At 70.3% G+C, this 26,074-nt stretch carries 26 protein-coding genes; 17 read left to right on the top strand and 9 right to left on the bottom strand.

Annotation, left to right across the window (positions count from 1 at the left end; translation table 11 throughout):
• The first annotated feature begins 94 nt into the window (after positions 1 to 94).
• The 5 genes from ACZ4UV_RS00450 to ACZ4UV_RS00430 all read left to right on the top strand — a co-directional run bounded on the left by ACZ4UV_RS00450 (position 95) and on the right by ACZ4UV_RS00430 (position 5,608).
• Positions 95 to 1,210, top strand: a complete 1,116-nt coding sequence (locus ACZ4UV_RS00450) for a pectinesterase family protein (RefSeq protein WP_451021598.1) — start codon at positions 95 to 97, stop codon at positions 1,208 to 1,210.
• Position 1,211: 1 nt separating this feature from the next.
• Entirely contained in the window at positions 1,212 to 2,243 is a 1,032-nt protein-coding gene (locus tag ACZ4UV_RS00445; protein ID WP_467835033.1) for a pectinesterase family protein, read from the top strand.
• 41 nt (positions 2,244 to 2,284) lie between these two features.
• Positions 2,285 to 3,388 carry a right-handed parallel beta-helix repeat-containing protein gene (locus ACZ4UV_RS00440; protein WP_467836436.1) on the top strand — a complete coding sequence of 368 codons (1,104 nt, stop codon included), beginning with the start codon at positions 2,285 to 2,287 and terminating at the stop codon, positions 3,386 to 3,388.
• 130 nt (positions 3,389 to 3,518) lie between these two features.
• Positions 3,519 to 4,316 carry an HAD family acid phosphatase gene (locus ACZ4UV_RS00435; RefSeq protein WP_451021600.1) on the top strand — a complete coding sequence of 266 codons (798 nt, stop codon included), beginning with the start codon at positions 3,519 to 3,521 and terminating at the stop codon, positions 4,314 to 4,316.
• Between the two features lie 137 nt (positions 4,317 to 4,453).
• Entirely contained in the window at positions 4,454 to 5,608 is a 1,155-nt protein-coding gene (locus tag ACZ4UV_RS00430) for a right-handed parallel beta-helix repeat-containing protein (protein ID WP_390038460.1), read from the top strand.
• Positions 5,609 to 5,717: 109 nt separating this feature from the next.
• On the opposite strand, the gene ACZ4UV_RS00425 is transcribed toward ACZ4UV_RS00430, so the two are convergent.
• Both ACZ4UV_RS00425 and ACZ4UV_RS00420 read right to left on the bottom strand, forming a co-directional pair.
• Complete coding sequence (locus tag ACZ4UV_RS00425; RefSeq protein ID WP_467835029.1) at positions 5,718 to 6,569, bottom strand: hypothetical protein; 852 nt, start codon at positions 6,567 to 6,569, stop codon at positions 5,718 to 5,720.
• Positions 6,566 to 7,138 carry a SigE family RNA polymerase sigma factor gene (locus tag ACZ4UV_RS00420; protein ID WP_467835026.1) on the bottom strand — a complete coding sequence of 191 codons (573 nt, stop codon included), beginning with the start codon at positions 7,136 to 7,138 and terminating at the stop codon, positions 6,566 to 6,568. The genes ACZ4UV_RS00425 and ACZ4UV_RS00420 overlap by 4 nt, the downstream gene beginning before the upstream one ends.
• Positions 7,139 to 7,421: 283 nt before the next feature.
• Here ACZ4UV_RS00420 and ACZ4UV_RS00415 point away from each other — a divergent pair, with 283 nt between their 5' ends.
• Positions 7,422 to 8,873, top strand: a complete 1,452-nt coding sequence (locus ACZ4UV_RS00415; protein WP_390038466.1) for an NCS2 family permease — start codon at positions 7,422 to 7,424, stop codon at positions 8,871 to 8,873.
• Between the two features lie 80 nt (positions 8,874 to 8,953).
• Here ACZ4UV_RS00415 and ACZ4UV_RS00410 read toward each other — a convergent pair whose 3' ends face one another.
• The gene (locus tag ACZ4UV_RS00410) at positions 8,954 to 10,414 is read right to left on the bottom strand and encodes a peptidoglycan D,D-transpeptidase FtsI family protein (protein ID WP_467835022.1); all 1,461 of its coding nucleotides are present in this window, start codon (positions 10,412 to 10,414) and stop codon (positions 8,954 to 8,956) included.
• Between the two features lie 85 nt (positions 10,415 to 10,499).
• On the bottom strand, positions 10,500 to 11,273 hold the full coding sequence (locus tag ACZ4UV_RS00405; RefSeq protein ID WP_234539677.1) for an IclR family transcriptional regulator: 774 nt from the start codon (positions 11,271 to 11,273) through the stop codon (positions 10,500 to 10,502).
• Positions 11,274 to 11,430: 157 nt separating this feature from the next.
• Here ACZ4UV_RS00405 and ACZ4UV_RS00400 point away from each other — a divergent pair, with 157 nt between their 5' ends.
• The 5 genes from ACZ4UV_RS00400 (at position 11,431) to ACZ4UV_RS00380 (ending at position 16,231) form a co-directional block, all read left to right on the top strand.
• Complete coding sequence (locus tag ACZ4UV_RS00400; RefSeq protein ID WP_451017990.1) at positions 11,431 to 12,960, top strand: aldehyde dehydrogenase (NADP(+)); 1,530 nt, start codon at positions 11,431 to 11,433, stop codon at positions 12,958 to 12,960.
• A gap of 133 nt (positions 12,961 to 13,093) precedes the next feature.
• The gene (locus ACZ4UV_RS00395; protein WP_351496125.1) at positions 13,094 to 13,702 is read left to right on the top strand and encodes a DUF1349 domain-containing protein; all 609 of its coding nucleotides are present in this window, start codon (positions 13,094 to 13,096) and stop codon (positions 13,700 to 13,702) included.
• Between the two features lie 86 nt (positions 13,703 to 13,788).
• Positions 13,789 to 14,292: a GNAT family N-acetyltransferase gene (locus ACZ4UV_RS00390; protein WP_467835018.1), complete on the top strand. Its 504-nt coding sequence runs from the start codon at positions 13,789 to 13,791 to the stop codon at positions 14,290 to 14,292.
• A 61-nt stretch (positions 14,293 to 14,353) separates the two neighbouring features.
• Positions 14,354 to 15,070 carry a DsbA family oxidoreductase gene (locus ACZ4UV_RS00385; protein WP_451017992.1) on the top strand — a complete coding sequence of 239 codons (717 nt, stop codon included), beginning with the start codon at positions 14,354 to 14,356 and terminating at the stop codon, positions 15,068 to 15,070.
• Between the two features lie 99 nt (positions 15,071 to 15,169).
• Positions 15,170 to 16,231, top strand: coding sequence for an aminotransferase class V-fold PLP-dependent enzyme (locus ACZ4UV_RS00380; protein WP_467835014.1), 1,062 nt, complete (start codon positions 15,170 to 15,172; stop codon positions 16,229 to 16,231).
• 71 nt (positions 16,232 to 16,302) lie between these two features.
• Here the strand turns inward: ACZ4UV_RS00380 and thpD are convergent, their stop codons facing one another.
• From thpD to ACZ4UV_RS00355, 5 genes are all read right to left on the bottom strand, one after another.
• Positions 16,303 to 17,190, bottom strand: coding sequence for an ectoine hydroxylase (gene thpD, locus ACZ4UV_RS00375; protein ID WP_390038480.1), 888 nt, complete (start codon positions 17,188 to 17,190; stop codon positions 16,303 to 16,305).
• A 2-nt stretch (positions 17,191 to 17,192) separates the two neighbouring features.
• On the bottom strand, positions 17,193 to 17,591 hold the full coding sequence (locus ACZ4UV_RS00370) for an ectoine synthase (protein ID WP_351496114.1): 399 nt from the start codon (positions 17,589 to 17,591) through the stop codon (positions 17,193 to 17,195).
• A 28-nt stretch (positions 17,592 to 17,619) separates the two neighbouring features.
• Positions 17,620 to 18,891 (bottom strand): diaminobutyrate--2-oxoglutarate transaminase, encoded by a 1,272-nt coding sequence (ectB, locus tag ACZ4UV_RS00365; RefSeq protein ID WP_451022728.1) that lies wholly within the window; start codon positions 18,889 to 18,891, stop codon positions 17,620 to 17,622.
• Between the two features lie 11 nt (positions 18,892 to 18,902).
• On the bottom strand, positions 18,903 to 19,418 hold the full coding sequence (gene ectA, locus ACZ4UV_RS00360) for a diaminobutyrate acetyltransferase (RefSeq protein WP_351496110.1): 516 nt from the start codon (positions 19,416 to 19,418) through the stop codon (positions 18,903 to 18,905).
• A 287-nt stretch (positions 19,419 to 19,705) separates the two neighbouring features.
• Positions 19,706 to 20,827 carry a pyridoxal-phosphate-dependent aminotransferase family protein gene (locus ACZ4UV_RS00355; protein ID WP_451022727.1) on the bottom strand — a complete coding sequence of 374 codons (1,122 nt, stop codon included), beginning with the start codon at positions 20,825 to 20,827 and terminating at the stop codon, positions 19,706 to 19,708.
• Between the two features lie 216 nt (positions 20,828 to 21,043).
• Between ACZ4UV_RS00355 and ACZ4UV_RS00350 the strand changes: the two genes are divergently transcribed.
• The 6 genes from ACZ4UV_RS00350 to ACZ4UV_RS00325 all read left to right on the top strand — a co-directional run bounded on the left by ACZ4UV_RS00350 (position 21,044) and on the right by ACZ4UV_RS00325 (position 25,982).
• The gene (locus ACZ4UV_RS00350; RefSeq protein ID WP_451022726.1) at positions 21,044 to 21,898 is read left to right on the top strand and encodes an ABC transporter substrate-binding protein; all 855 of its coding nucleotides are present in this window, start codon (positions 21,044 to 21,046) and stop codon (positions 21,896 to 21,898) included.
• Positions 21,895 to 22,731, top strand: a complete 837-nt coding sequence (locus tag ACZ4UV_RS00345; RefSeq protein ID WP_390038488.1) for an amino acid ABC transporter permease — start codon at positions 21,895 to 21,897, stop codon at positions 22,729 to 22,731. Before ACZ4UV_RS00350 ends, ACZ4UV_RS00345 begins: the two co-directional genes overlap by 4 nt.
• Positions 22,728 to 23,501 carry an amino acid ABC transporter ATP-binding protein gene (locus ACZ4UV_RS00340; protein WP_390038490.1) on the top strand — a complete coding sequence of 258 codons (774 nt, stop codon included), beginning with the start codon at positions 22,728 to 22,730 and terminating at the stop codon, positions 23,499 to 23,501. The genes ACZ4UV_RS00345 and ACZ4UV_RS00340 overlap by 4 nt, the downstream gene beginning before the upstream one ends.
• 21 nt (positions 23,502 to 23,522) lie before the next feature.
• On the top strand, positions 23,523 to 23,813 hold the full coding sequence (locus ACZ4UV_RS00335; protein ID WP_451023086.1) for a hypothetical protein: 291 nt from the start codon (positions 23,523 to 23,525) through the stop codon (positions 23,811 to 23,813).
• Between the two features lie 5 nt (positions 23,814 to 23,818).
• On the top strand, positions 23,819 to 24,910 hold the full coding sequence (locus ACZ4UV_RS00330) for an amidohydrolase family protein (protein WP_390038494.1): 1,092 nt from the start codon (positions 23,819 to 23,821) through the stop codon (positions 24,908 to 24,910).
• Positions 24,911 to 25,052: 142 nt separating this feature from the next.
• Complete coding sequence (locus ACZ4UV_RS00325; RefSeq protein ID WP_467835007.1) at positions 25,053 to 25,982, top strand: SCO1860 family LAETG-anchored protein; 930 nt, start codon at positions 25,053 to 25,055, stop codon at positions 25,980 to 25,982.
• Positions 25,983 to 26,074 lie beyond the last annotated feature (92 nt).

The following is a 26,074-nucleotide window of genomic DNA, read 5'->3' as shown; positions in this document are numbered from 1 at the left end:
CGTCCGTCGCGGCCGGGGCGCCCACCGGAGGCCGCCCCGGCCCCACCCCACCAAGGAGTACCGCCACCCCTCTCTCCCCTGAAGGAGCACCCGCATGTCCTCGCCCCACCCTCCCCTGTCCAGACGGGGTTTCCTCGCCGCGGGCGCCGGGGCGGGCGCCGCGCTCGCACTGGCCGCCCTGCCCGCACAGGCAGCCGCCCGCCCCTTCGGGCGGTACGGCTCCCCGGAACGCCGCCGCAGTCCGCAGACCCTGTACGTCGACCCGCACGGCCGCGGCGACTTCACCACCGTCCAGGCGGCCGTCACGGCCGCCGCCGGCAGCGGCTGGATCCTGGTCCTCGCCCCGGGCGTGTACCGGGAGACGGTCGCCGTCGACACCACCCGCACCGAGGCCACCTGGATCGGCGCCGCCGAGAACCCGGGTGCCGTCGTCATCGTCCACGACCACGCGGCCGGTACCCCCAAACCCGGTGGCGGCACGTACGGCACCACCGGCTCCGCCACCACCACCGTGCAGGCCGACGGCTTCACCGCCCGCTGGATCACCTTCGCCAACGACTGGCTGCGCGCCGACCACCCCGACATCACCGCCACCCAGGCCGTCGCCCTCAAGGTGCAGGGCGACCGCAGCGCCTTCCACCACTGCCGGTTCCTCGGTCACCAGGACACCCTGTACGCCGATTCGACGGCCCTGGGTGTGTTCGCCCGGCAGTACTTCGAGCACTGCTATGCCGAGGGTGACGTCGACTTCGTCTTCGGGCGGGCCACCGCGGTGTACGAGGGGTGTCACTTCCGCACCCTGAACCGGACCGATCTGACCGCGGCTCCGTACGGGTTCGTGTTCGCGCCGTCCACGGCGGCCGCCAACCCGTCCGGCTACCTGGTGTCCCGGAGCCGGGTCAGCAGTGAAGCTCCGGACACCTACTACAAGTTGGCCCGCCCCTGGGTGCCCAGCTCCGACACCACGGCCCGCCCCTCGCTCGTCGTCCGCGACTCGTACCTCGGTCCGGGCATCGACGCCGTCGCGCCCTACACCAACATGTCGGACGCCTTCCCCTGGCAGAGCCAGCGCTTCGCCGAGTACCGGAACTCAGGGCCGGGTGCGGTGATCACCGCACCCGGGAACCGGCCCCAGCTCACCACCGAACAGGCCGGGTCCGCCACCCGGGAGGCCTACCTCGGTGACTGGACTCCCTGGAAGGAGTGCTGAGGTGCCGACCCGACGCGCACTTCTCGCCGCCGGAGCGGCGGCGCTGGCCACGGGACCGGTCACCGCCTTCACCCACGACCGCCGTGTCCTGCACGTCCGCCCCGGTGACTCCGTCCAGGCGGCCGTGGACGCGGTGCCGGGCCCCGGGTGGACGATCGTCGTGCACCCGGGGACGTACCGCGAGGTCGTCGACGTGCCCGCGGACAAGACGCAGTTGACCCTGCGAGGAGCGAGCCGAGACCCCCGGGCCGCCGTCATCGTCCACGACAACGCCAACGGGACGCAGAGACCGGACGGTTCGGGGACCTACGGCACGGCCGGCTCGGCCACCTTCACCTCGGCGGCGCCCGGCCTCGTGGTCCGCGACCTCACCCTCGCCAACGACTGGCTGCGCGCCGACCACCCGGAGATCACCGGGACCCAGGCCGTCGCCGCGTACCTGACCGGGGACCGTACGCACGTCGAGAACGTGCGGCTGCTCGCCCATCAGGACACGCTGTTCGCCGACACCACCGAACTCGGTTCCTTCGGGCGGCAGTTCTTCCACCGCTGCCACATCGAGGGCGACGTCGACTTCGTCTTCGGGCGGGCCACGGCGGTGTACGAGCACTGCCACTTCCGCACCCTGCAACGGGACGTGGCCTTCACGCCCAAGGGCATGGTGTTCGCCCCTTCGACCGCCCGTGCCAACCCGCACGGGTTCCTCGCCGTCCGCTGCCGGTTCTCCTCCGGCGCGGAGGACGGGGCGTACAAGCTGGCGCGGCCCTGGGTGCCGACGTACGAGACCACCGCCTGGCCCTCGCTGGTCGTGCGGGACAGTCTCATCGGCCCCGGGATCGACCCCGTCGCGCCCTACACGAACATGCGGGACGCCTATCCCTGGCAGTCCATGCGGTTCGCGGAGTACCGCAACTCCGGGCCGGGCGCGGTGATCACCGTCCCCGGGAACCGGCCGCAGCTCACCGCCGCCGAGGCCGCGTCGCACACCCCCGCCACCTACCTCGGCGACTGGAAACCCGTCCGCCCCCTCTGAATCCCTCTGATCGACGAAAGGACCCGCACGTCATGCGTCGTATCAGCACCTTCACCGCCCTCGCCGTGACCACGGCATCGCTCGGCCTCGCCGTGCTCGCCACCCCGGCGCACGCGGCCACCGTCGTGGTCAGCAACTCCACCGACCTGTCCAACGCCATCAAGAACGCCACCGCCGGCGAGGTCATCCAGGTCCGCGGCGGCACCTACTACCCGACGGCCACCCTCCAGTCCACGGTCAACGGCACCTCCTCCGCGCCGGTCACGCTCACCGCGTACGGCTCGGAGACGGTCAAGATCGACGGCTCCTCGCTGCCCTCCGGCCAGTGGATCTTCAAGCTGACCGCGGACTACTGGAACGTCTCCGACATCACCTTCCAGAACTCCCCGGACAGCGCGGTGGTCTGCCAGTCCTGCACCGGCACCAACTGGACCGACATCAAGACCATCAACGGCGGCGACTCCGGCTTCACGCTGACCGGGGACGGGACCGTGAACAACACGGTCAGGAACCTCGACTCGTACGGCAACTACGACGCCGCCGCGCACGGCCAGAACGCCGACGGGGTCGCCATCAAGTTCGGCTCCGGCACCGGCAACCTCGTCACCGGAGCCCGTCTGTACAACAACTCGGACGACGGGATCGACCTGTGGTCCTTCTCCTCGCCGGTCACCATCGAGCACACCTGGTCCTTCGGCAACGGCGTCAACCGCTGGGGCGACTCCGCCTTCGAGGGCAACGGCAACGGCTTCAAGCTGGGCGGCAACGGCGTCACCGTCGCGCACGTCGTCAACAACTCGGCCGCCTGGGGCAACTCCGGCAACGGGTTCACCGAGAACTCCAACACCGGCGCGATCGTCATCAACCGCACCACCGCCTACGCCAACGGCGGCTGGGGCTACTACTTCGCCACCAGCGCGGCCCGGCTCGGCAAGAACCTCGCGGTGAGCAACGGCAGCGGGCTGGTCAGCAAGGGCTCCTCGGTGGTGTCCGCCGGCAACAACTGGGACAGCGGCATCAGCACCCCGGCCTTCAAGTCGACGGACGCCTCGACGACGTACAACGCCCGCCAGTCGGACGGTTCGCTGCCGGCGACCACCTTCCTGACGACGGGGAGCACGACCATCGGGGCCACCATGAACTGAACCGGAGACAACCGGAGACAACCGGAGGGACTCCTTCCAGGGTGCTTGACCCGCTTTTTGCCCGCCGATGAGATATCGATCGGGCAACGGGTCTCGCGCCCACCCCGGTGACGCGCGTAGAACTCCTGTCATGCATAAGTCACTTCGCTTTGCGGCGATCGCCTCGGCCTGTGCGCTCGCCGGCGGTGCCCTCTACGGCGCCGGCGCCGCCACGGCCGGCCAGTCGACCGCGAACTCCACCCACGAGCCGTACAACATCGGGCTCCTGGTGAAGGACATCGACACCTACTACGGCACCGCCGCCGACGCCAACGGCGTCTACCAGGCCTCGCCGACCAGCCCGTACGCCAACGACCTGGCGCGCATCGACGCGGACGCCAAGCGCTACATCGACCGGGCCGCGCGCAAGGCGCACCGCAAGGGCGAGAAGCCCGCGGTCGTCTTCGACATCGACGACACGCTGCTGCTCAGCCTGGACTACGAGAAGCGCTACAACTACACGTACAACTCGACCACGTGGGCGGACTACGTCAACAAGGCCGACCGTCCGGGCGTGTTCGGCAGCGCCGAGCTCGTCCGGTACGCGCAGAGCGAGGGCGTCGAGGTCTTCTACAACTCCGGTCTCAGCGAGGCGCAGCGCACCGCCGCCGTCGAGAACCTGAAGAAGATCGGCGCCGACGTCAACCTCGACGCCGCCCACATGTTCCTCAAGGACAAGGCCAACCCGCCGTCCTACCTGAGCGCCTGCGCCACCCCGGGCACCTGGACCTGCACGACCGTGCAGTACAAGTCCGGCACCCGCGAGCACATCGAGAAGGACCTCGGGTACGAGATCGTCGCCAACTTCGGCGACCAGTACTCGGACCTGGACGGTGGCTACGCGAACCGTACGTACAAGCTGCCGAACCCGACGTACTTCGTGTCGTAGTCGAGAAGGACGGCAACCCTTTCCGGTCACTGCGGCGACTGGGAGACAGAAACGGGCCGGGGCGGCCCCTCCGGCCCGTTTCGCTCCCTCGTCGAACACGTCCAGCACGCCATGGACGTCAAGGAAAGGAACGGCCAGTGCGCTTCAGCACCGGACGCCACCGCAGGACGCGTACCCTCTCGATCGCCGCGGCGGTGGCCGTCGCCGCGGGGGCGGGCGGCGTCTACCTCGGCCTGTCGAACGGCGGTGCCCAGGCCGCCACCAGCACGGTCACCGTCTCCACCACCGCCCAGCTGGAGTCGGCCGTCGCCAACGCTGTCGCCGGCACCGTCATCCAGGTGCGGGCGGGTACCTACTACCCGACCGCCACCCTCAAGTCGACGGTGAGCGGCACCGCTTCGAACCGCATCACGCTCGAGGCGTACAGCGGTGAGAAGGTGAGGATCGACGGTTCCAAGCTGCCCGCCGGCCAGTGGCTCACCGGGATCTACGGCAGTTACTGGACCGTCCAGGACCTCACCTTCCAGAACTCCCCGGCCCAGGGCTTCGTCGTCACCTCGTCCACGGGCGGGATCTTCAAGAACCTCGTCACCGCGGACAACGGCGACTCCGGGTTCACCCTGCGCGGCGACAACACCGTGAACAACCTCGTCCAGAACCTGGACAGCTACGGGAACTACGACAAGGCCGGGCACGGGCAGAACGCCGACGGTATCGCCATCAAGTTCGGCTCGGGCACCGGCAACAAGGTGACCGGCGCGCGCCTGTACAACAACTCGGACGACGGGCTGGACCTGTGGCAGTTCTCGTCCCCCGTCAGGATCGAGCACAGCTGGGCCTTCGGCAACGGCAAGAACCGCTGGAACGACTCCGCGTTCGAGGGCAACGGCAACGGGTTCAAGCTGGGCGGCGGGGGTGTCGCCGTCGCGCACGTCGTCAACGACGACGCGGCCTGGGACAACACGCTGAACGGGTTCACCGAGAACTCCAACACGGGTGCGATCGTGCTGAACCGCAACACCGCCTATGCGAACGCCCAGGCCGGGTTCTTCTTCGAGACCGGCAAGGCCCGGCTGGCGCGGAACCTGGCGGTGGGCAACGGGGGCGGGGCGGACAAGCGGGGGGCCAGGGCCGTGTCCGCCGCGAACAGCTGGGACGCCGGGGTGGCCACGCCGGCCTTCAAGTCGACGGACGCGACGTCCGCGTATGCGGCGAGGCCTACGAGTGGGGCGTTGCCGGTGACGGTGTTTCTGACCACCGGGTCCACGACGATCGGCTCCACCATGGACTGACGGGTGCGTCGCGGGGTGCGCGGCCGTCGGGGCTGGTCGCGCAGTTCCCCCAGCCTTCGGCCGGGGGGACCCCCAGCGCCCCTGAAGGGCGCGGAGAGGTGCTGTTTTCCTATGAGTCGCCGTCGGCTGTCGTGTGCGTCGCGAAGTCGCCCGTCACCGCGTACTGCTTGCCGCTCGCGGTGCCCGTGATCGTGTAGGTGTCGTTCTTCGCGTCGCGGCCGCCCTGCCGGTGGTTGTACTGGCCCGCGAACACCCACTCGCCGACCGCGACCCTGCTGCCCGGCTTGAGTGTCCACGTGTAGACGAGGAAGCCGTCCTGCTCGGTGACCGTCTGCGTGAAGTCCGTCTCCGGCAGGGAGCGCCATGCTCCGGTGTTGGACACCCCACCTGTCTGGGCCACCTTCAACTGCACCGTGAGCGCCGTCAGCTGCCCGGAGGTCTTCAGGGTCACGTCGGACTGCGCCCAGAAGTCGTTGCTGTGCGGGTCCACCGAGCCGTCGGACCAGAGCGGGCCGTCCTCCTCGCCCTTCGCGACGGGTGCCGCGGGGGTGGCGGAGGTCTTCGGGGTCGACGAGGGCGTCGAACTCGCCTTGGGGGACGAGCGCGTCGAGGTCACGCCGGGAGCCGGCGGGGCGGCCGTGCGGGACGGCGGGCGGCTGGTCGCGTCCGGGGACGCGGAGGGCGTGGGCGACACCGCGACCGTCTTCTCGGTGGGCGGGTCCTTCACGGCCGAGGCGACGGCGTAGCCGCCCACCCCGAGGACCGCGGCGACCGCGGCCGTGGCGCTGACCACCCGGACCCACCCGAACACGGGCGGAAGGGTGGCCCGATGGCTCGGGCGGCCCTGTGCGGCCATGCCCCGCTCGACCCGGGCCAGGATGCGGGCGCGGTCGGGTTCGTGCGCCTCGGCCGCCTCGTGCAGCCGGGCGCGCAGCTCGTCGTGCACGTCCTGCTGCCTCATCGGTTCCTACCTCCGCTCTCGCCGGTCCGGGGCGCCATCGCCGCGTGCACCCTCTGCGGAACCCCCTGGGACCCGCCGAGCAGCCGTTGCAGCTCCGCCATGCCCTTCGACGTCTGGCTCTTAACGGTACCCACCGAGATCCCCAGGGCGAGTGCGGTGTCCTTCTCCGACAGGTCGAACGCGTGCCGGAGCACCACACACGCCCGCTTGCGGAACGGCAGGCGTGCCAGCGCCCCCTGGACGTCCACCACTCCGGCGACGTCCGGGTTCTCGGTGGTCTCCTCGCGGTGCGACCAGAACAGGGCGATACGGCGCCGCTCGCGCACGGCGCCGCGGATGCGGGTGCGGGCCAGGTTGGCGACGACACCCCGGGCGTAGGCCACCGGATGGTCGGCGGCCCGCACCCGGTCCCAGCGGTGCCACAGCGCCAGCAGGGCGTCGGCGGCCAGGTCGTCGGCGGCGTCCGCCTCGCCGGTCAGCAGGTGCGCGAGACGCGAGAGTTCGGCGTAGTGGCGTTCGAAGAAGGCATGGAACTCCGCGGAGGCGGCGTCGTCGACGACTGTGCCCACGGGTGACCTCTTCTGTCAGGGATTCTGTGTCATGTAGATGACATGCGGTGACATATGGATGTCTGGAGGAACGTTCCGGCGAGATCCGGAGCGTACCAGTGATCATTTCGTGTGTGCCGTACGGGGGTTCGGTGTGCTCCGTGCGAGGGGTCGGACGCGGTGTGGTCCACCGAACCACACCGAGCCCGATTCCGTAACACGGGGAAAACCTGAAACCGGTGCGACGCGGGAACAATCCAGCCAGCATCCGCACACGCACGCTCAGGGGACGAGGAGTTCGACCATGTCCGAGACGCAGAAGGCGGCCCGGCCGCAAGGAGCCGCGCCACCTGCCGGGAACGGCGTCGACCGGTTCTTCAGGATCTCCGAACGGGGATCCACCTTCGGCCGGGAGATACGCGGCGGCTTCGCCACGTTCTTCACCATGGCCTACATCCTTGTCCTGAACCCCATCATCCTCGGCAGCGCCAAGGACAAGTTCGGCCACACCCTCGACACCGGCCAACTCGTCACCGCCACCGCGCTGGTGGCCTGTGTGATGACGATCATCATGGGCGTCGGCGGCAACCTGCCGCTCGCCATCGCGGCCGGCCTCGGCCTCAACGCCGTCGTGGCCTTCCAGCTGGCGCCGCTGATGAGCTGGTCCGACGCGATGGGCCTGGTCGTCCTCGAAGGACTGCTGATCTGCGTGCTGGTCCTGACCGGTCTGCGCGAGGCCATCATGAACGCCATCCCGCAGCAGCTGAAGCAGGCGATCGGCGTCGGCATCGGCCTGTTCATCGCCTTCATCGGCTTCGTCGACGCGGGCTTCGTCAGCCGGATCCCGGACGCCGCGGACACCACCGTGCCGGTGCAGCTGGGTGCCGTCGGGCGGCTCACCGGCTGGCCCGTGCTCGTCTTCTGTATTGGCGTGCTCCTGACCATCGCGCTGGTCGCGCGGAAGGTGAAGGGCGCGATCCTGATCAGCATCGTCACGATGACCCTGGTGGCGATCGTCATCAACTCCGCCGCCGACATCAAGAGCTGGGGCCTGACCACGCCGAAGATCCCCGACAAGGTCGTGGGCACGCCCGACTTCGGGCTCATCGGTCACTTCAGCCTGTTCGGCGGCTTCGGCAAGGCCGGTGTCCTCACCGCCGTGCTGCTCGTCTTCACCCTGATCCTGTCCGACTTCTTCGACGCCATGGGCACGATCGTCGGCATCAGCGCGGAGGCCGGGCTGCTCGACGAGCAGGGGCAGGTACCGGGCATCGGGCGGGTGCTGTTCATCGACGGCGCGGCGGCGGTGGCCGGCGGCCTCGGCTCGGCCTCCTCCAACACGGCGTACATCGAGTCGGCGGCGGGGGTGGGGGAGGGTGCCCGCACCGGCTTCGCCAACCTGATCACCGGCGGCCTGTTCGGTCTCGCCCTCTTCCTCACGCCGCTGCTGACGATCGTCCCGCTCCAGGCGGCGGCGCCCGCGCTGATCGCCGTGGGCTTCCTGATGATGACCCACGTCAAGCACATCGACTGGGACAAGTACGAGATCGCGATCCCGGCGTTCCTGACGATCGCCGCGATGCCGTTCACCTACTCCATCACCGACGGCATCGGGGCGGGGTTCCTGGCGTACGTCGTGATCAAGGCGGTGCTGGGGAAGGCGAAGGAGGTCAACTGGCTGCTGTGGGCGGTGTCGGCGCTGTTCCTGGTGTACTTCGCGATCGATCCGGTGGAGCAGGTGCTCGGCGTGAAGTGAAGCGCCCCGAAGGGGCGCTGGGGGGAGGAACTGCGCGATCGGCCACGACGAAACCCGCGGCCGATCGCGCAGGGAACCCCCTAGTTCTTCAACGCCGCTTCCATCATGGCCTTGGCCACAGGCGCCGCCAGCCCGTTGCCGCTGACCTCCGACCGGGCCGCGTCCGACTGCTCGACCAGGACCGCCACCGCGACCTCCTTGCCGGTGCTGTCGGACTTGCCGAACGACGTGAACCAGGCGTACGGCGTCTTGCTGTTGTTCTCGCCGTGCTGGGCCGTGCCCGTCTTGCCGCCCACCGTCACGCCGTCGATCTTCGCGTTCGTGCCCGTGCCCTCCTCGACGACCGTCTGCATCGCGGACTGGAGCTGCTCCGCGGTCGAGGAGCTGACGATCTCGTTGCTGCTCGTGTCGTCGTCGTAGTTCTTCAGCACGTCGCCGCCGCTGTCGGTGATCTGCGAGACCATATGCGGCGAGACCAGCTTGCCGCCGTTGGCTATGGCGGCCGACACCATGGCCATCTGGAGCGGGGTCGCCGTGACGTCGAACTGACCGATGCCGGAGAGGCCGGTCTGGGCCTTGTCCATGTCCGACGGGTAGACACTGGCGTAGGCGCGCACCGGCACGTCCTGCTTGGCGTCGTTGAAGCCGAACTTCTCGGCCATCGCCCTGACCTTGTCCTGGCCGAGGTCGACGGCCATCTTGCCGAAGACGTTGTTGCAGGAGTAGCGCAGGGCGGTGCGGATGGAGGCGTCCTCGCAGGGCGCCGAGGTGCTCTCGTTCTTCAGCGGGGTCGTCGTGCCGGGCAGGGTGTAGGGGTTGGGGCTGTCGGTCTTGGCGTCGACGTTCGCGTAGAGACCGTCCTCCAGGGCGGCCGCCGCGACCACCAGCTTGAACGTCGAGCCGGGCGGCAGGGGCTGGCGCAGCGCCCGGTTGGTGAGCGGCTTGTCGCTGTCGGCGTTCAGCTTCTTCCAGGCCGTACCGGCGGTGTTCGCGTCGGTGAGCGCGGAGGGGTCGTACGACGGGGTCGACGCAACCGCGAGGATCTTGCCGGTCTTCGGGTCGATCGCGACCGCCCCGCCCTTCTTGCCGCCGAGGGCCTGGTACGCCGCCTTCTGGACGGCCGGGTCGATCGTCGTGATCACGTTGCCCGGTTCGGCGCGCTGGTCGGTGACCGTGTCCATCACCGTCTTGAGCCGGCTGTCGGTGCCGTTGAGCAGGTCCTGGTATACGCCTTCCAGCAGGGTCGGGGCGTAGGCCTGCGAGGCGTAGCCCGTCACCGCCGCGTACAGCTTGCCGTTCGTGTAGGTGCGCTTGTACTTGAGGTCGCTGTTGCTCAGGGTCTGTGCCGAGCCGGTGATCGACTCACCGGCCACGATGATGTTCCCGAGCGGCTGCGAGTACGTCTCGATCGCATTGCGCCGGTTGTCTGTGTCGTCCGCGAGGGCCTGACCGTCGTAGAACTGCACCCATGTCGCCCTGACCAGCAGAGTGACCACGAGCAGCAGCGCGAAGACGGACGCCCGCCTGATCGTCTTGTTCATTCCGCTCAGACAGACGATCGAAAGCGGGGTCCTCGTTCCCGTACGACCGAATTCTCATCGGCCGCTCATCCGGGGGGCCGGAAACCTAGAGCCGCCGCGTGGCCAGCGTCAGGCGGTCCCGGGCGTCGAACAGGGCGTCCTTGATCATCTGTTCGTGGGCGGGGGTGAGGCGGGCCACCGGGACCGAGCAGCTGATCGCGTCGCGCGCCGGGGTGCGGTAGGGGATCGCCACGCCGAAGCAGCGCAGCCCCAGTGTGTTCTCCTCGCGGTCGATCGCGAAGCCCTGCTCGCGGATCTGGCGCAGCTCCTCGATGAGCTTCTCGCGGTCGGTGATGGTGTGCTCGGTCAGCGCCGGCAGGGTCTCCGGCAGCAGCTTGCGGACCTGCTCGTCGGTGTGGGTGGCGAGCAGCGCCTTGCCGAGCGAGGTGGAGTGCGCGGGCAGGCGGCGGCCGACCCGGGTGAAGGGGCGCAGGTAGTGCTGGGACTGGCGGGTGGCCAGGTAGACCACGTTCGTGCCGTCGAGGCGCGCCAGGTGGATGGTCTCCGTGGTGTCGTCGGAGAGCCGGTCGAGGGTCGGGCGGGCCGCCGCGACCACCTCGTCGCCGTCGATGTACGACGTGCCGACCAGCAGGGCCCGTACCCCGATGCCGTACCGGGTGCCGGTCGCGTCCGTCTCCACCCAGCCCAGCTCCACCAGGGTGCGCAGCAACATGTAGAGGCTGGACTTGGGATACCCGACGGCCTCCTGGACGGCCGCGAGGGAGTGCATACCGGGCCGGCCCGCGAAGTACTCCAGCAATTCCACGGTCCGAACCGCGGACTTGACCTGTGCCCCGCCGCCTGTCTCGCCTGCCGACATCGCCCTTGACCCCTTCGTTGGACGAGAAACCGAGGTTATAGTCTCCAACAGCATATTCATCATCAGAGACAACGTTCAGTATATCGAACGTCCCTGGTGAATGACCCGGATATGACCCGGGTACTGCGGCAGAACGCAACTCATGGAGGGACCCGCGGTGGCAGCAGCACCAGTCTGGAGCGTCGACCCGCGCACCGGGAAGCAGCGTGAACAGGTTGCGGTGGAGGCCACAGCCGAGGAGGTCGACGCCGTCGTCACGGCCGCGCACGCGGCCCGTGGCTCCCTCGCCGACCGCACGGTCCGCGCGGCCTTCCTGCGCTCGGCCGCCGCCGGACTCGAGGCGGCCAAGGACCGGCTGGTGGAGGCCGCCGACGCGGAGACCGCGCTCGGTCCCGTCCGGCTGACCGGTGAACTCGCCCGCACCGCCTACCAGCTGCGGGCCTTCGCCGACATCGTCGACGAGGGCGCCTTCCTCGACGTCATCATCAACCACCCCGACGCCACCGCCACCCCGCCCGTTCCGGACCTGCGCCGCTACAAGGTCCCGCTGGGTGTCGTCGCCGTCTACTCGGCCTCCAACTTCCCCTTCGCCTTCTCCGTCGCCGGCGGCGACACCGCGAGCGCGCTGGCCGCCGGGAACCCGGTCGTCGTCAAGGCCCACCCCGACCACCCGGCCCTGTCCGAACTGGTCGCCAAGGTGCTGCGCCGGGCCGCCGCCGGGCACGGCATCCCCGAGGCCGTGGTCGGTCTCGTGCACGGCTTCGAGGCCGGCATCGAGCTGATCAGGCACCCGCTGATCGCCGCCGCGGGCTTCACCGGGTCCGTCCGGGGCGGGCGTGCGCTCTTCGACGCGGCCGCCGCGCGTCCGGTGCCGATCCCCTTCCACGGCGAACTGGGCTCCCTGAACCCGGTTCTCGTCACCGAGGCCGCGGCCACCGAGCGGGCCGAGGAGATCGGCACCGGGCTCGCCGGCTCGATGACGCTGGGCGTCGGGCAGTTCTGCGTGAAGCCGGGCCTGGTGCTGGTGCCCGCCGGCGCCGCAGGTGACGGCCTGGTCAAGTCCCTCACCGACGCGGTCAGCAACACCGACGCGGGCGTGCTGCTCGACCACCGGATGCGGGACAACTTCGTCGCCGGGGTCGCCGAGCGCGCCGGACTCCCCGACGTGGAGAGCCCGGTGACACCGGGGGCGGGCGGCGAGCACACCGTGAGCGCCGGGTTCCTGACGGTGCCCGCGGGCAGGCTGGCCGAGGCCGGGGCGTACGACCTGCTCCTGGAGGAGTGCTTCGGGCCGGTGACCGTGGTGGTCCGCTACGAGGACCGGGGCGAGGCGACGGCGGTGCTGTCGCGGCTGCCGGGGAACCTCACGGCGACGGTGCACGTCTCCGCCGAGGAGGCCGCGGGGGAGGGGCTGGGGGCGGAGATCCTGGCGGAGCTGACGCCGCTGGCGGGACGCGTGCTGGTGAACGGCTGGCCGACGGGGGTCGCCGTGGCCCCGGCCCAGCATCACGGCGGCCCCTACCCGGCCACCACGTCCACGTCGACTTCCGTGGGCGGTACGGCCATCGAGCGGTGGCTGCGGCCGGTGGCCTATCAGGGGGCGCCCGCTGCGTTGCTGCCGGCGGAGCTGCGGGACGAGAACCCGCTGGGGCTTCCTCGGCGGTTCAACGGGGTTCTGGAGCGGTAGCGCAGTGGGGGCGTGGGGTGGTTCGGCGGCTGCGGGTTGTCCGTGGTCGCTCGCGCAGTTCCTCCCCCAGCCTTCGGCCCGGGGGACCCCCCAGCGCCCCCTCCGGGACGCGTGCACCTGACACAATCCGACCATGGACGTCGAACTTCCCGAACTTCCTTTTCTTCTCCGTACCTACGGGCCCGACGGGCACTGGTTCCATGAGGACGGGGTGCTCACCGGGTGGGCCGGGGCCCGGCAGGATCGGTTCGTGCCACCGACCGGGGAGGCGCTGGATCCCGCCTCGGACGCGCCCCGGCTGCTGGGGGCACCCGAAGGGGACTTCCAGCTGATCGCGCGGGTCACCGTCGGGTTCGGTGCCGCCTTCGACGCCGGCGTGCTGTACGTCCACGTCGGCGACCGGGCCTGGGCCAAGCTCTGTCTGGAGAACTCCCCGGACGTGCCCACCGTCTGCACGGTCGTCACCCGGGGCCACTCGGACGACGCCAACGCCTTCACGGTGGAGGGCAGTTCGGTCTGGCTGCGGATCAGCCGGACCGGCCGCGCGTTCGCCTTCCACGCCTCCCGGGACGGGAAGAAGTGGGTCTTCGTCCGGCTCTTCACCCTGGGCGGCGAGAAGGAGACGGAGGGCGCGCTGGTCGGCTTCATGACCCAGTCGCCGATGGGGGAGGGGTGTGTGGTGACGTACGACCACATCGAGTTCAGGCCCGACTGGCCGGCCGACCTGCGCGACGGCAGCTGATCACGAGGCTCTCCGCGAACGACCCGAGGGGCGCCCCTTACGGGGCGCTGCAGAACCGAGGCGACTCCCCCCGCGTCCTCAGTTGCATGATCAGTGACCACGTGAAAGGGCCCCGGGTGATCCGTACGGCCCTGTCCGCCGAGGCGGGGACCATCGCCGCACTGCACCACCGGGCCCGGTCGACGTACTACCCGGACGGCCTACCGGACGACGGCGTCGACTGGACGGCCGCCTGGCGCGGGGCCGTCGAACGGCCGGACGGGCAGGTGCTGTGCGTGGTGGAAGGGGGGACGATCATCGGGGTCGCCTCCTTCCGCCCCCCGGAGGGCGCCGCCGCCGAAACGGTCAAGCTGTTCCAGTTCCACGTCGACCCCGGCCGCTGGCGGGCCGGTGTCGGTACCGCCCTGCACACCGCCTGTGTGGAGCAGTGGCGGGCCGACGGCAGGCGGACCGCCGTGCTGGACGTGCACGTCGACAACCGGCGGGCCCAGGCCTTCTACGCCCGCCAGGGCTGGGTGCCGGACCCGGAGAACCCGCCGGCCGAGGGGGACCACCACCTGTACCTGCGGTACGCGGTGGGCGGGGAATGAAGCGGGTTGTTTGAAGGTTCAGGTAGTTGAGAGAGCTGTTGTCGCTACCTGGAGAACCCACATGCGCGTCGAGATCTGGTCCGATATCGCTTGCCCCTGGTGCTATGTCGGAAAGGCGCGCTTCGAGAAGGCGCTCGCCGCCTTCCCGCACCGTGACGACGTCGAGGTCGTGCACCGCTCCTTCGAGCTGGACCCCGGCCGCGCCAAGGACGACGTCCAGCCGGTGCTCGCCATGCTCAGCAAGAAGTACGGCATGAGCGAGGCCCAGGCCCAGGCGGGCGAGGAGAACCTGGGCGCGCAGGCCGCCGCCGAGGGGCTCGAGTACCGGACCCGGGGGCGCGACCACGGCAACACCTTCGACATGCACCGGCTGCTGCACTTCGCCAAGGAGCAGGGCCGCCAGGACGAGCTGATCCAGATCCTGTACCGGGCGAACTTCGCCGAGGAGCGGTCCGTCTTCAGCGAGGGCGAGGACCGGCTCGTGGAGCTGGCCGTGGAGGCCGGGCTGGACGCGGCGGCCGTGCGCGCGGTGCTCGCCGATCCGTCCCGCTACGCCGACGAGGTCCGCGCCGACGAGCGCGAGGCCGCCGAGCTCGGCGCGAACGGGGTGCCGTTCTTCGTCCTCGACCGGAAGTACGGGGTCTCCGGGGCCCAGCCCGCCGAGGTGTTCACGCAGGCGCTCAGCCAGGCCTGGGGTGCGCGTTCCCCGCTGAAGCTGATCGACGAGGGTGGCGCGGAGGCCTGTGGGCCGGACGGGTGCGCGGTGCCGCAGAACTGAGAGAAGGTGCAGGTCAAGGGCGTCGTATAAGCGTCGCTTAGCGGATCCAGGTAAAAATCCGCAATGGACGGGGGATTCCCCGGACCGCAGAGTGGACGCATGGAGACCACGGAGACGTTCGAGAGCCTCGTCCGCGCCGAGTTCGCCCCGAAGACCACCTACCTCAACACCGCCAGCAACAGCCTGCTGCCCGCCCGTACCGTGGCCGCCCTGCACCGGGCGGCCCTGCTGCGGGCCGAGGGCCGGCCCCTGACCTCGCTCTACGAGGACGTGGAGGCGTGCCGGGCCGCCTACGCCCGGCTCGCCGGCGTCCCGGCGACCCGGGTCGCGGCGGGCGCCTCGGTCGCCGCGCACTCCGGCGTGATCGCGGCCTCGCTGCCGGCCGGCGCCGAAGTCCTGACCGCCGAGGACGACTTCACCTCCGTACTGAACCCGTTCCACGTCCGCGGCGACCTGAAGGTCCGCGCGGTGCCGCTGGAGCGCATCGCCGAGTCCGTGCGTCCGGACACCGCCCTCGTCGCGGTCAGCGCGGTCCAGTCGGCGGACGGGCGGCTCGCCGACCTGCCCGCGCTCCGCGAGGCCGCCCGCGCGCACGGGACCCGCACCTACGTCGACTTCTCCCAGGCCGCCGGCTGGCTGCCGATGGACGCCGACGCGTACGACTTCACCGCGACCGTCTCCTTCAAGTGGCTGCTCGGCCCGCACGGCGTGGCCTTCCTCGTGCTCCCCGAGGACTTCGGCGGGCTGACCCCGCTGCTCGCCGGGTGGGTCGCGGGCGAGGAGCCGTGGGACAGCTGTTACGGCCCGGTCACCGAACTCGCCCACTCCGCACGGCGGTTCGACCTCACCCACGCCCTGTTCACGTTCGCCGGCCTGCGCCGCTCGCTCGACCTGATCGAGGAACTCGGCGTGCCCGCCGTACACGCCCACGACGTGGGCCTCGCCGACCGGTTCCGCGCCGGGCTCGCGGCCCTCGGGCACGAGCCGGTGCCCGCCCCCGGCTCGGCGATCGTCTCGGTCCCCGGGCTCGGCGCCCGCCAGCCCGAACTGAGCCGGGCCGGCATCGAGGTCTCCAACCGGTCCGGCAACCTGCGCGCGGCCTTCCACCTCTTCAACACGCCGGCGGACGTGGACCGCCTGCTCGGCGCCCTCGCGGGCTGACCCGGGGGCACGGTGAAACGCCGCGGGGGCCGCCACGTCAGACGTGGCGGCCCCCGCGGCGAACGACGCGCTCAGCGGATCGGCGTGAAGTCCCGCGCCCCGATGAACTCGGGCCTGCGCACCGGCGCCGCGAACGGCTCCACCGCCGTGTTCTCCACGCTGTTGAACACGATGAAGACGTTGCTGCGCGGGAACGGCGTGATGTTGTCCCCGCTGCCGTGCATGCAGTTGCAGTCGAACCAGGTCGCCGACCCGGCCCTGCCGGTGAACAGCCTGATGCCGTGCCGCGAGGCCAGTTCCGTCAGGGCCTCGTCGGAGGGCGTGCCCGCGTCCTGCATCTGCAGCGACTTCTTGTAGTTGTCCTCGGGCGTGGCGCCGGCGCAGCCCAGGAACGTCCGGTGCGAGCCCGGCATGATCATCAGGCCGCCGTTGGTGTCGTGGTTCTCGGTCAGGGCGATCGAGACGGACACCGTGCGCATGTTCGGCAGGCCGTCCTCGGCGTGCCAGGTCTCGAAGTCCGAGTGCCAGTAGAAGCCGCTGGCGCCGAACCCGGGCTTGACGTTGATCCGGGACTGGTGGACGTACACGTCCGAGCCGAGGATCTGCCGGGCCCGGCCGACCACCCGCTCGTCGTGCACCAGGTTCGCGAACACCTCGCTGATCCGGTGCACCTCGAAGACGGACCGGATCTCCTTGGACTTCGGCTCCACGATGGAGCGTTCGTCGGCCCGGATCGCCGGGTCGGTGATCAGCCGCTCCAGCTCCCGCTGGTAGACGGCGACCTCGTCGTCCCCGATGAGCTGGTCGACGGTGAGGAAGCCGTCGCGCTCGAACGCCTCCAGCCGGTCCGTGGCGATCGGGCCGGGAGCGCCGGGTGCCGACCAGACGACGGGGTCCTTGCGGGGGACCGAGACCTCGACGGGGCCGCGGCTCGGGTAGAGGTCGGTGATCGTGGTCATGGTCAGCCCTCCTCCGTCAGCAGGGGATAGACGCCGTTCTCGTCGTGGTCCTCCCGGCCGGTGACCGGCGGATTGAACACGCAGATGCAGCGGAAGTCCTCCTTGACGCGCAGCGTGTGCCGCTCGTGCCCGTCGAGGAGGTACATGGTGCCGGGCGTGATCGTGTACGACGTCCCGGTCTCGCGGTCGGTCAGCTCGGCCTCGCCCTCGACGCAGACGACGGCCTCGATGTGGTTGGCGTACCACATCGACGTCTCGGTGCCCGCGTAGAGGATCGTCTCGTGGACCGAGAAGCCGACCCGCTCCTTGGCGAGGACGATGCGTTTGCTCTCCCAGGTCCCGGACGCCGCCTTCACATGGCGGTCGGTGCCTTCGATCTCCTTGAACGAACGGACGATCACGGTTCTGCGATGCCTCCTAGCTGGTGTTTCAGATGGTTTCCCGGACGGCCCGGGCGAGGATGCTCAGCCCCTCGTCCAGTTCCTCCGGGGTGACGGTCAGGGCGGGCAGCAGCTTGACGACCTCGCTCTCCGGCCCCGACGTCTCGATGAGCAGCCCGAGTTCGAAGGCGCGCCTGGCGATCCGCCCGGCCCGCTCCTTGTCGTGGAACTCCAGGCCCCACACCAGGCCCCGCCCCCGGTACTCCCGCACGTCGGCGAGGTTCTCCTCGACGATCGCGATGAGCCCCTGCTCGACCTGCTCGCCCTTGGTCCGGGTCTGCTTCTCCATCGCCGGGCCGTCGGCCCAGTAGCTCTCCAGGGCAGCGGTCGCGGTGACGAAGGCGGGGTTGTTGCCGCGGAAGGTGCCGTTGTGTTCGCCCGGCTCCCACACGTCCAGCTCGGGCCGGAACAGGCACAGCGACATCGGCAGCCCGTACCCGCTGATGGACTTGGACACGGTGACGATGTCCGGGACGATGCCCGCCTCCTCGAAGGAGAAGAAGGCGCCGGTGCGGCCGCAGCCCATCTGGATGTCGTCGACGATCAGCAGCATGTCCTGCCGCTCGCAGAGCGCCTTGAGGGCGCGCAGCCACTCGGGCCGCGCGACGTTGATGCCGCCCTCGCCCTGCACGGTCTCCACGATCACCGCGGCCGGCTTGTTGAGCCCCGACCCCTGGTCCTCCAACAGCCGCTCGAACCAGAGGAAGTCCGGCACGGTCCCGTCGAAGTAGTTGTCGAACGGCATCGGCGTCCCGTGCACCAGCGGGATCCCGGCCCCGGCCCGCTTGAAGGCGTTGCCGGTGACGGCGAGCGAGCCGAGGGACATCCCGTGGAAGGCGTTGGTGAACGACACGATCGCCTCGCGCCCCTTCACCTTCCGGGCGAGTTTGAGCGCCGACTCGACGGCGTTCGTCCCCGTCGGCCCCGGGAACATGACCTTGTACGGCAGCTCGCGCGGCCGCAGCACCAGGTCCTGGAAGGTCTGCAGGAACGACCGTTTGGCCACCGTCGACATGTCGAGGCCGTGGGTGACGCCGTCCCGTTCCAGGTAGTCGAGCAGCGCCCGTTTCAGTACGGGGTTGTTGTGGCCGTAGTTGAGTGATCCGGCGCCGGCGAAGAAGTCGAGGTACTCGTGGCCGTCCTCGTCGTACATGCGGCTGCCCCGCGCCCGGTCGAACACGGTCGGCCAACCGCGGCAGTAGCTGCGAACCTCGGACTCCAGGGTCTCGAAGACGCCGAGGTCGGGCTGGATGATGGTCACGGCGGGGCTCCTCAGTGCGATGTGGGGGTCAAGGGGCCTATGCGGTACAGGACTTCGGGGTCGTGCGGACCGTCGGGGAACTCACCGGCCTCGAACAGCACCGAGCGCTCGACGACGGCGCCGTGCCGGGCGGCGTACGAGGTGAACAGGCGCTCGGAGGCGGTGTTGCCGGGGGTGATGGTGGTCTCGACGGCGGTGAGCGGCCGGTCGGCGGCCACCTGCGCCGTGAGCCCGTCCAGCAGTCGCGCCGCGATGCCGCGCCCGCGCTGCGCGGCGTCCACGGCCACCTGCCAGACGAGCAGCGTGTCCGGCCGGTCCGGCCGGGTGTACCCGGTCACGAACCCGACGGGCTCGCCGTCCGCGCCACGCGCCACCGCCGAGGTGCCGGCGAAATCCCGGCACCACAGCAGATAGCTGTACGAGGAGTTGAGATCGAGGCTTCCGGAATCCTTGGCGATACGCCAGAGAGCGGCACCGTCGGTCACCAGCGGACGGTCGACGATCAGGTCTGCTTGTGGGGCAGTCATGCGAATTGAATTTAGCGAGGCAAATGCAAAAACGCACGGTGGGTGTCGGTGGTGGCTGAATCTGGACTGGCGCTATGTCCCGATATATCCCGCCATAAATCGGGCAAATTGCCCGGCTGTGTGGAGTGTGTCACAGGGTTGAAACCCGGACGAAATTCCCCCTGTTTAGCTGCGCAAAAAGCGGGCAGAAGAACTCGGGTAAGCCATCCACTGAAAAGGAATTCGAGATTTCCTTGAATTCAGGCGCCGGTAACGTTGTCTATACGCTCCCGAGGCCGGCCGCCCCGCTACCGCCAGGCGGAATCGACCGCCCGCCGGGCGCCCTCCGGGTCCACCGTCAGCCCCCGCTTCGCCAGCCCCGCGCCGATCGCCGCCAGGCTCGACCGGACGGCACCGGCCGTCGCGTCCACCCCGTAGTGGTTGACCCGGATCATCTCCCCGGCCAGGGCGCCCCCGCCCGCGGCCAGCGGCAGGGTGCCGTCGCCCGCCAGGGCCTCGGCGACCAGTTCCGACGCCACCACACCCGACGGCACCCGCAACGTCGTGGCGACCGGTGCCGCGTCCGACTCCGCGTACACGTACGGCTCCAGGCCGCCGCCGAGGGCCACCGCCCCGGCCCGGGTGGCCAGCGCGGCCGTACGGTGCCGGGCCATCACGGTCTCCGGGCCGTCCGCCTCGATCCGCTCGACGCACGCCTCCAGCGCCAGCATCTCCAGCTGCGCCGGCGCGTGCAGCAGCACCTTGCGGCCGCCGTCGACCCAGCGCTCCTTCCAGTCCAGCAGGGAGAGGTAGGAGCGGCGCGGGGCGCTCGGGTTCGCCGCCATCCGGGCCCACGCCCGCGCGCTCACCGACACCGCCGAGACGCCGGCCGGGCCGCCCATCGCCTTCTGGGCCCCGATCACGCACAGGTCCACGCCCCACGCGTCGGGCAGCACCGGCTCGGCGCCGACCGAGGCGACCGCGTCCAGGTAGAAGAGGGCGCCGTGGGCCCGTACCACCTCGCCGATCTCCGCGACCGGGTTGGTGTTGCCGGTCGCCGCCTCCGCGTGCACCAGGGAGACGAAGTCGATCTCCGGGTGCTCGGTGAAGGCCTCCCGGATCTGCGCGGCCGTCACCGCCGTGTGGAACGGCACGGAGAGGTCGATCACCGTCGCGCCGCAGTCCCGCAGCCAGTTCCCGAACGTCTGCCCGTACGGGCCGGTGATCACGTTCAGCGCGGTCGTCCCCGGCCCCGCTGTCGCCCTGATCGCGCCCTCCAGGGGCAGCAGTGCCTCGCCCTGCATGATCACGACGTCCTGGCGGGTGTCCAGCAACCGGGCCACCCGGTCCTCGATCGCGGCGAAGCGGGCGGCGGTCAGCGGGGGCAGGTCGAGGAAGGGGTGGGTCACGACAGTGCTCTCTTCGCTCATGGGCTCATGGAGGGGCGTACGGGGCAGATCAAGACGAGCGTAACCGGCACCCGCCGCACCGCCCCGACCGGCGACTTCTTAGGCCGGACAGGCCCACGGCCATCGGTTTGGTTTGAGAGGCCCAAACATCTCCTTATAATCGGAACCCGCAGAACCGGAATCCAAAGCTCCCTCACAGATCGTCGGGAGCTTCCCCACAGACTCACGGGAGGTCTCGTGACCACGCTCCTCGGGCGCCGCCGGGCTCGCGTCCTGGCCGCCGCCACCGCCGCGGCCGGGCTGGCCCTCGTGGCCGGCTGCACGTCGAGCGGCAACGGCTCCAGCGCCTCCAGGACGGCCGCAGGCGGGGTCGAACTCGTCAAGGCCGGGCAGCTCACCACCTGCACCCACCTGCCGTACCCGCCGTTCCAGTCGGAGATCGACGGCAAGGTGCAGGGCTTCGACGTGTCGATGATCGACCTGGTCGCCAAGAACCTCGGCGTGAAGCAGCAGATCCTCGACACGCCGTTCGAGAACTTCAAGACCGGCGCCTTCCTCAACTCCGGCGAGTGCGACCTGGCCGCGGCCGGCATGACCATCACCGCCGAGCGCAAGAAGAACGTCGACTTCTCCGCCCCGTACTTCGACGCCACCCAGGCCCTCCTCGTCGACAAGAACAGCGGCATCACCTCGCTCGCCGACGCCAAGGCCAAGAAGGTCCGGCTGGGCGCCCAGGCACAGACCACGGGTGAGGACTACGTCCGGAAGCAGGGCTTCGATCCGGTCTCCTTCGAGTCCTCCGACGCCGTCCTCAACGGCCTGCGCACCGGCCAGGTCAAGGCCGTCGTCATCGACTACCCGGTGGTCCAGGGCTGGCTGAAGGACAAGGCCAACGCGAGCGCCTTCCAGGTCGCCGACAACATCAACACCGGCGAGCAGTACGGCTTCACGGTGAAGAAGGGCAACACCAAGCTCCTCGCTGCCGTCAACAAGGCGATCGCCGACGCCAAGGCCGACGGCACGTACAAGAAGCTGTACGAGAAGTGGATCGGTCCCTACGACGCCTCGGCCGCGTCCCCCGCCGCCTCATGACCACGGACACGGACACCGCACTCCAGCCCCGCAGGAAGGGCCTGACCCGGCGACAGAAGCGCCGCCTGTCGCGCGGCGCCCAGTACGTCGTCTTCGTCGCCGCCGTCATCGCCTTCGCGGTCGGCGCCGACTGGGGACGGCTGCAGAACCAGTTCGCCCAGTGGGACATCGCGAAGCAGATGTTCCCGGACGTCATCACGCTGGCGCTGAAGAACACGGTGCTCTACACCCTGTCCGGCTTCGTCGTCGGACTGGCCCTCGGCATGGTGATCGCGCTGATGCGGCTGTCGTCGGTCGGGCCCTACCGCTGGGTCGCCGGCGTCTACATCGAGATCTTCCGCGGCCTGCCCGCCCTGCTGATCTTCATCTTCATCGGGGTCGCCGTCCCGCTGGCCTTCCCCGGCACCGAGATCATCGGCGGCACCTACGGCAAGGTGGCCCTCGCACTCGGCCTGGTCGCCGCCGCCTACATGGCCGAGACGATCCGCGCGGGCATCCAGGCGGTGCCCAAGGGGCAGATGGAGGCGGCCCGTTCGCTGGGCTTCTCACCCGCCCGCGCCATGGTCTCGATCGTCATCCCGCAGGCGTTCCGCATCATCCTCCCGCCGCTGACCAACGAACTGGTCCTGCTCTTCAAGGACTCCTCCCTGGTCCTCTTCCTCGGCGTCACCCTGGAGGAGCGCGAACTGTCCAAGTACGGGCGCGACCTGGCCAGTACGACCGCCAACTCCACGCCGATCCTCGTCGCCGGCCTGTGCTACCTGCTGGTCACGATCCCGCTCGGCTTCGTCGTCCGCCGCATGGAGGCGAAGGCCCAGGAGGCCGTCAGATGAGCCGACCCGAGATCGAGGTGAAGGGCCTGCACAAGTCCTTCGGCGACAACGAGGTGCTGCGCGGCATCGACCTGGAGATCGGCCAGGGCGAGGTCGTCTGCGTGATCGGCCCGTCCGGCTCCGGCAAGTCCACCCTGCTGCGCTGCGTCAACCTGCTCGAAGAGCCCACCCAAGGGCAGGTGTTCGTCGGCGGCACCGAGTTGACGGACCCGGACGTCGACATCGACGCCGTGCGCCGCAAGATCGGCATGGTCTTCCAGCAGTTCAACCTCTTCCCGCACCTCACGGTCACCGAGAACCTCACCCTGCCGCAGCGCCGGGTGCTGCGCCGGGACAAGGCGACGGCAGCACGGGTCGCCGCCGAGAACCTCGCCCGCGTGGGTCTCTCCGAGAAGGCGGACGCCTACCCCGCCTCCCTCTCCGGCGGCCAGCAGCAGCGGGTGGCGATCGCCCGGTCGCTGTCCATGGGCCCCGAGGTGATGCTCTTCGACGAGCCGACGTCCGCCCTCGACCCGGAGCTGGTCGGGGACGTCCTGGCGGTCATGCGGATGCTGGCCCGGGAGGGCATGACCATGATGGTGGTCACCCACGAGATGACCTTCGCGCGGGAGGTCGCCGACCGGGTGGTCTTCATGGACGGCGGGGTGATCGTGGAGGACGGCGCACCGGACCGTGTCATCGGCGACCCGAGCCACGAACGGACCCGCCACTTCCTGTCCCGGCTGCTCGACCCGGCCATGGCGCAGGTGGAGGAGGAGTCCTCGGACTAGGCGGGCGAGGCCCTGCTGTCAGTGCCGTGTGCGACCGGCGAACTCGTCCTGATCCACGACGATCTGCGGGCCCGGGTCACCGTCCTGTCCGGCGAGTTCAGCCCGGACCTCGTCGGCGGCACGCTGCACGGCGCCGTCGTCGCGCCCGCCTACCTCGACCTCGCCCAGGACGTCGACCCGGCCTCGGTCCTCGTCCCCGAGGTGCCGCGCGGCGACGGCGAGGACGACTGGCGCTCCTTCGACGCCCCGCGGGTGCACGGCGGCCGGCTGCTGGGCCGCATCGATGAGGGGCTCCCGGTCGTCCTAGGCTGAGGCCCATGAGCGATCAGGCGGTGCTGCACGTGAGGGGCAGGGTCCTCGTGGGACCCGAGGACGTCCGCGACGAGCTGTGGGTGGTGGACGGCCGGGTCTCCTACGACCGTCCCGCCGGCGCCCGTGACATCCGGACCGTGGAGGGCTGGACGCTCCCCGGTCTCGTCGACGCCCACTGCCACGTCGGCCTCGGCCCGCACGGCCCGGTCGACGCGGCGACGGCCGAGAAGCAGGCCCGCACCGACCGCGAGGCCGGCACCCTCCTCATCCGGGACGCCGGCTCACCGTCGGACACCCGCTGGGTCGACGACCGCGACGACCTCCCGAAGATCATCAGGGCCGGCCGGCACATCGCGCGCACCCGCCGCTACATCAGGAACTTCGCCCACGAGATCGAGCCGGCGGACCTGGTCGCGTACGTCGCCGAGGAGGCCCGGCGCGGCGACGGCTGGGTCAAGCTGGTCGGCGACTGGATCGACCGCGACCTCGGCGACCTGGCGCCCAGTTGGCCCCGTGACGCGGTGGAGGCGGCCATCGCCGAGGCCCACCGGCTCGGCGCCCGGGTCACCGCACACTGCTTCGCCCGGGACTCGCTCCCGGACCTGGTCGAGGCCGGCATCGACTGCATCGAGCACGCCACGGGCCTGACGGAGGACCTGATCCCCCTCTTCGCCTCCCGTGGTGTCGCGATCGTCCCCACCCTGGTCAACATCGCCACCTTCCCGGACCTGGCGGCGGGCGGCGAGGCCAGGTTCCCCCGCTGGTCGGCCCATATGCGCAGGCTGTACGAGCGCCGCTACGACACGGTCCGGGCCGCCTACGACGCGGGGATCCCGGTGTACGTCGGCACGGACGCAGGGGGCAGCCTGGCCCACGGCCTGGTCGCGGGCGAGGTCGCCGAGCTGGTGACCGCCGGGATCCCGCCCGTCGACGCGCTCGCGGCGACCAGCTGGGCGGCCCGCGCCTGGTTGGGCAGGCCCGGACTGGAGGAGGGCGCACCGGCGGACCTGGTGGTGTACGAGAGCGACCCGCGCGCGGACGTGCGCGTCCTCGCGTCCCCCCGGAGAGTGGTGCTGAACGGGCAGGTCGTGGAGTAAGGGAACTGCTGTGCCTGCCGACTCGAATAGATGCGCGGAAAGTCCACTATTGAGTGAAGTAACGCAGGATTGCTGCCCGTTCACCCACAGTGCGTAATTCTTGGCGGGTCCCGAGCACGTTTCCTCTGGGGGTCCCACCACCTTGAACAGCGACACATTCCGTATGCCCGCACGCCGTCTCGCGACCTTCGCGACGGCCACGGCCCTGGCCGCCGGTCCCGCGGCCCTGGCCGGCGCGGGCACCGCACACGCGACCACCGGCCACGGTCGCGCGAGCGCGGTCGTCCTGCGCACCGGCCTCGACGTCTCCCTCCTCAGCAAGACCGTGAACGTCCCGCTCGCGGTCTCCCTGAACGAGGTCCGGGCACCGCAGAGCGCCGACCGGACGGCGCTGACCGCCACCCTCGACGGAGTCGACGGCGGCAAGCCCTTCAACGTCCTCGGCGCGGACGTCGCCTCGGCGAAGGCGACGGTCTCCGCCGACCGCGCCGAGGCCGCCGTCCACCTCGCCCACGCCCGGCTGCACCTGCCGGGCCTGCCCCTGCTGTCCCTCGTCGAACTCGACACGGTCACGTCCAAGGCCACCTGCGAGACCGGCGAACAGCCGCGGGCCTCCGCCGACGTGCTCGGCGCCGTCACCGTGCTCGGCAAGCGCGTGACGCTGAGCGCGGGCGGCCCCACCGACGTCAAGGTCCCCGGCGTCGGCGAGGTCCGTCTCGACCTCTCCAGGCGCGAGACGACCTCGACCACGGCGGCGGCCGGCGCCCTCGAACTCAAGGTCTCCATCAACCCGTTGAAGCTCAACGTGGCCGAGGTGACGGGAACCCTGACCCTGGCGAAGACGACCTGCCAAACACCGCCCGACCCCGCGGCGGCCCCGGCCGATCCCGCGGATCCCTCTGATCCCGCCGACCCGGTGTCCGACGTGAAGGTGCAGGGCGCCCCGGTGAAGGAGACGAAGCTGGCGGAGACGGGCGGGAGTTCGGTGACGCCGTATGTCGTGGGAGGAGCGCTCGCCTTGGTACTGACGGGCGGGGGAGTGGTTCTCCTGGCGCGCCGCAGGCGTTCTTAGAGGCGCCCACTGAAGCGCCCCGAAGGGGCGCTGGGGGTACCCCCGGCCGAAGGCTGGGGGAGGAACTGCGCGACCAGCCACAACGCACCCGC

The organism is Streptomyces sp. NPDC028289, assembly GCF_055565975.1.
This window is presented reverse-complemented; position numbering and strand designations above follow the sequence as displayed.

Bases quoted from the DNA above. Each gene is read 5' to 3' on its own strand.
- ACZ4UV_RS00450 (WP_451021598.1), top strand. From the start codon at position 95: ATGTCCTCGCCCCACCCTCCCCTGTCCAGACGGGGTTTCCTCGCCGCG.
- ACZ4UV_RS00435 (WP_451021600.1), top strand. From the start codon at position 3,519: ATGCATAAGTCACTTCGCTTTGCGGCGATCGCCTCGGCCTGTGCGCTC.
- ACZ4UV_RS00425 (WP_467835029.1), bottom strand. From the start codon at position 6,569: ATGAGGCAGCAGGACGTGCACGACGAGCTGCGCGCCCGGCTGCACGAG.
- ACZ4UV_RS00415 (WP_390038466.1), top strand. From the start codon at position 7,422: ATGTCCGAGACGCAGAAGGCGGCCCGGCCGCAAGGAGCCGCGCCACCT.
- ACZ4UV_RS00410 (WP_467835022.1), bottom strand. From the start codon at position 10,414: ATGAACAAGACGATCAGGCGGGCGTCCGTCTTCGCGCTGCTGCTCGTG.
- ACZ4UV_RS00405 (WP_234539677.1), bottom strand. From the start codon at position 11,273: ATGTCGGCAGGCGAGACAGGCGGCGGGGCACAGGTCAAGTCCGCGGTT.
- ACZ4UV_RS00395 (WP_351496125.1), top strand. From the start codon at position 13,094: ATGGACGTCGAACTTCCCGAACTTCCTTTTCTTCTCCGTACCTACGGG.
- ACZ4UV_RS00390 (WP_467835018.1), top strand. From the start codon at position 13,789: ATGATCAGTGACCACGTGAAAGGGCCCCGGGTGATCCGTACGGCCCTG.
- ACZ4UV_RS00385 (WP_451017992.1), top strand. From the start codon at position 14,354: ATGCGCGTCGAGATCTGGTCCGATATCGCTTGCCCCTGGTGCTATGTC.
- ACZ4UV_RS00380 (WP_467835014.1), top strand. From the start codon at position 15,170: ATGGAGACCACGGAGACGTTCGAGAGCCTCGTCCGCGCCGAGTTCGCC.
- thpD (WP_390038480.1), bottom strand. From the start codon at position 17,190: ATGACCACGATCACCGACCTCTACCCGAGCCGCGGCCCCGTCGAGGTC.
- ectA (WP_351496110.1), bottom strand. From the start codon at position 19,418: ATGACTGCCCCACAAGCAGACCTGATCGTCGACCGTCCGCTGGTGACC.
- ACZ4UV_RS00355 (WP_451022727.1), bottom strand. From the start codon at position 20,827: ATGAGCGAAGAGAGCACTGTCGTGACCCACCCCTTCCTCGACCTGCCC.
- ACZ4UV_RS00345 (WP_390038488.1), top strand. From the start codon at position 21,895: ATGACCACGGACACGGACACCGCACTCCAGCCCCGCAGGAAGGGCCTG.
- ACZ4UV_RS00340 (WP_390038490.1), top strand. From the start codon at position 22,728: ATGAGCCGACCCGAGATCGAGGTGAAGGGCCTGCACAAGTCCTTCGGC.
- ACZ4UV_RS00330 (WP_390038494.1), top strand. From the start codon at position 23,819: ATGAGCGATCAGGCGGTGCTGCACGTGAGGGGCAGGGTCCTCGTGGGA.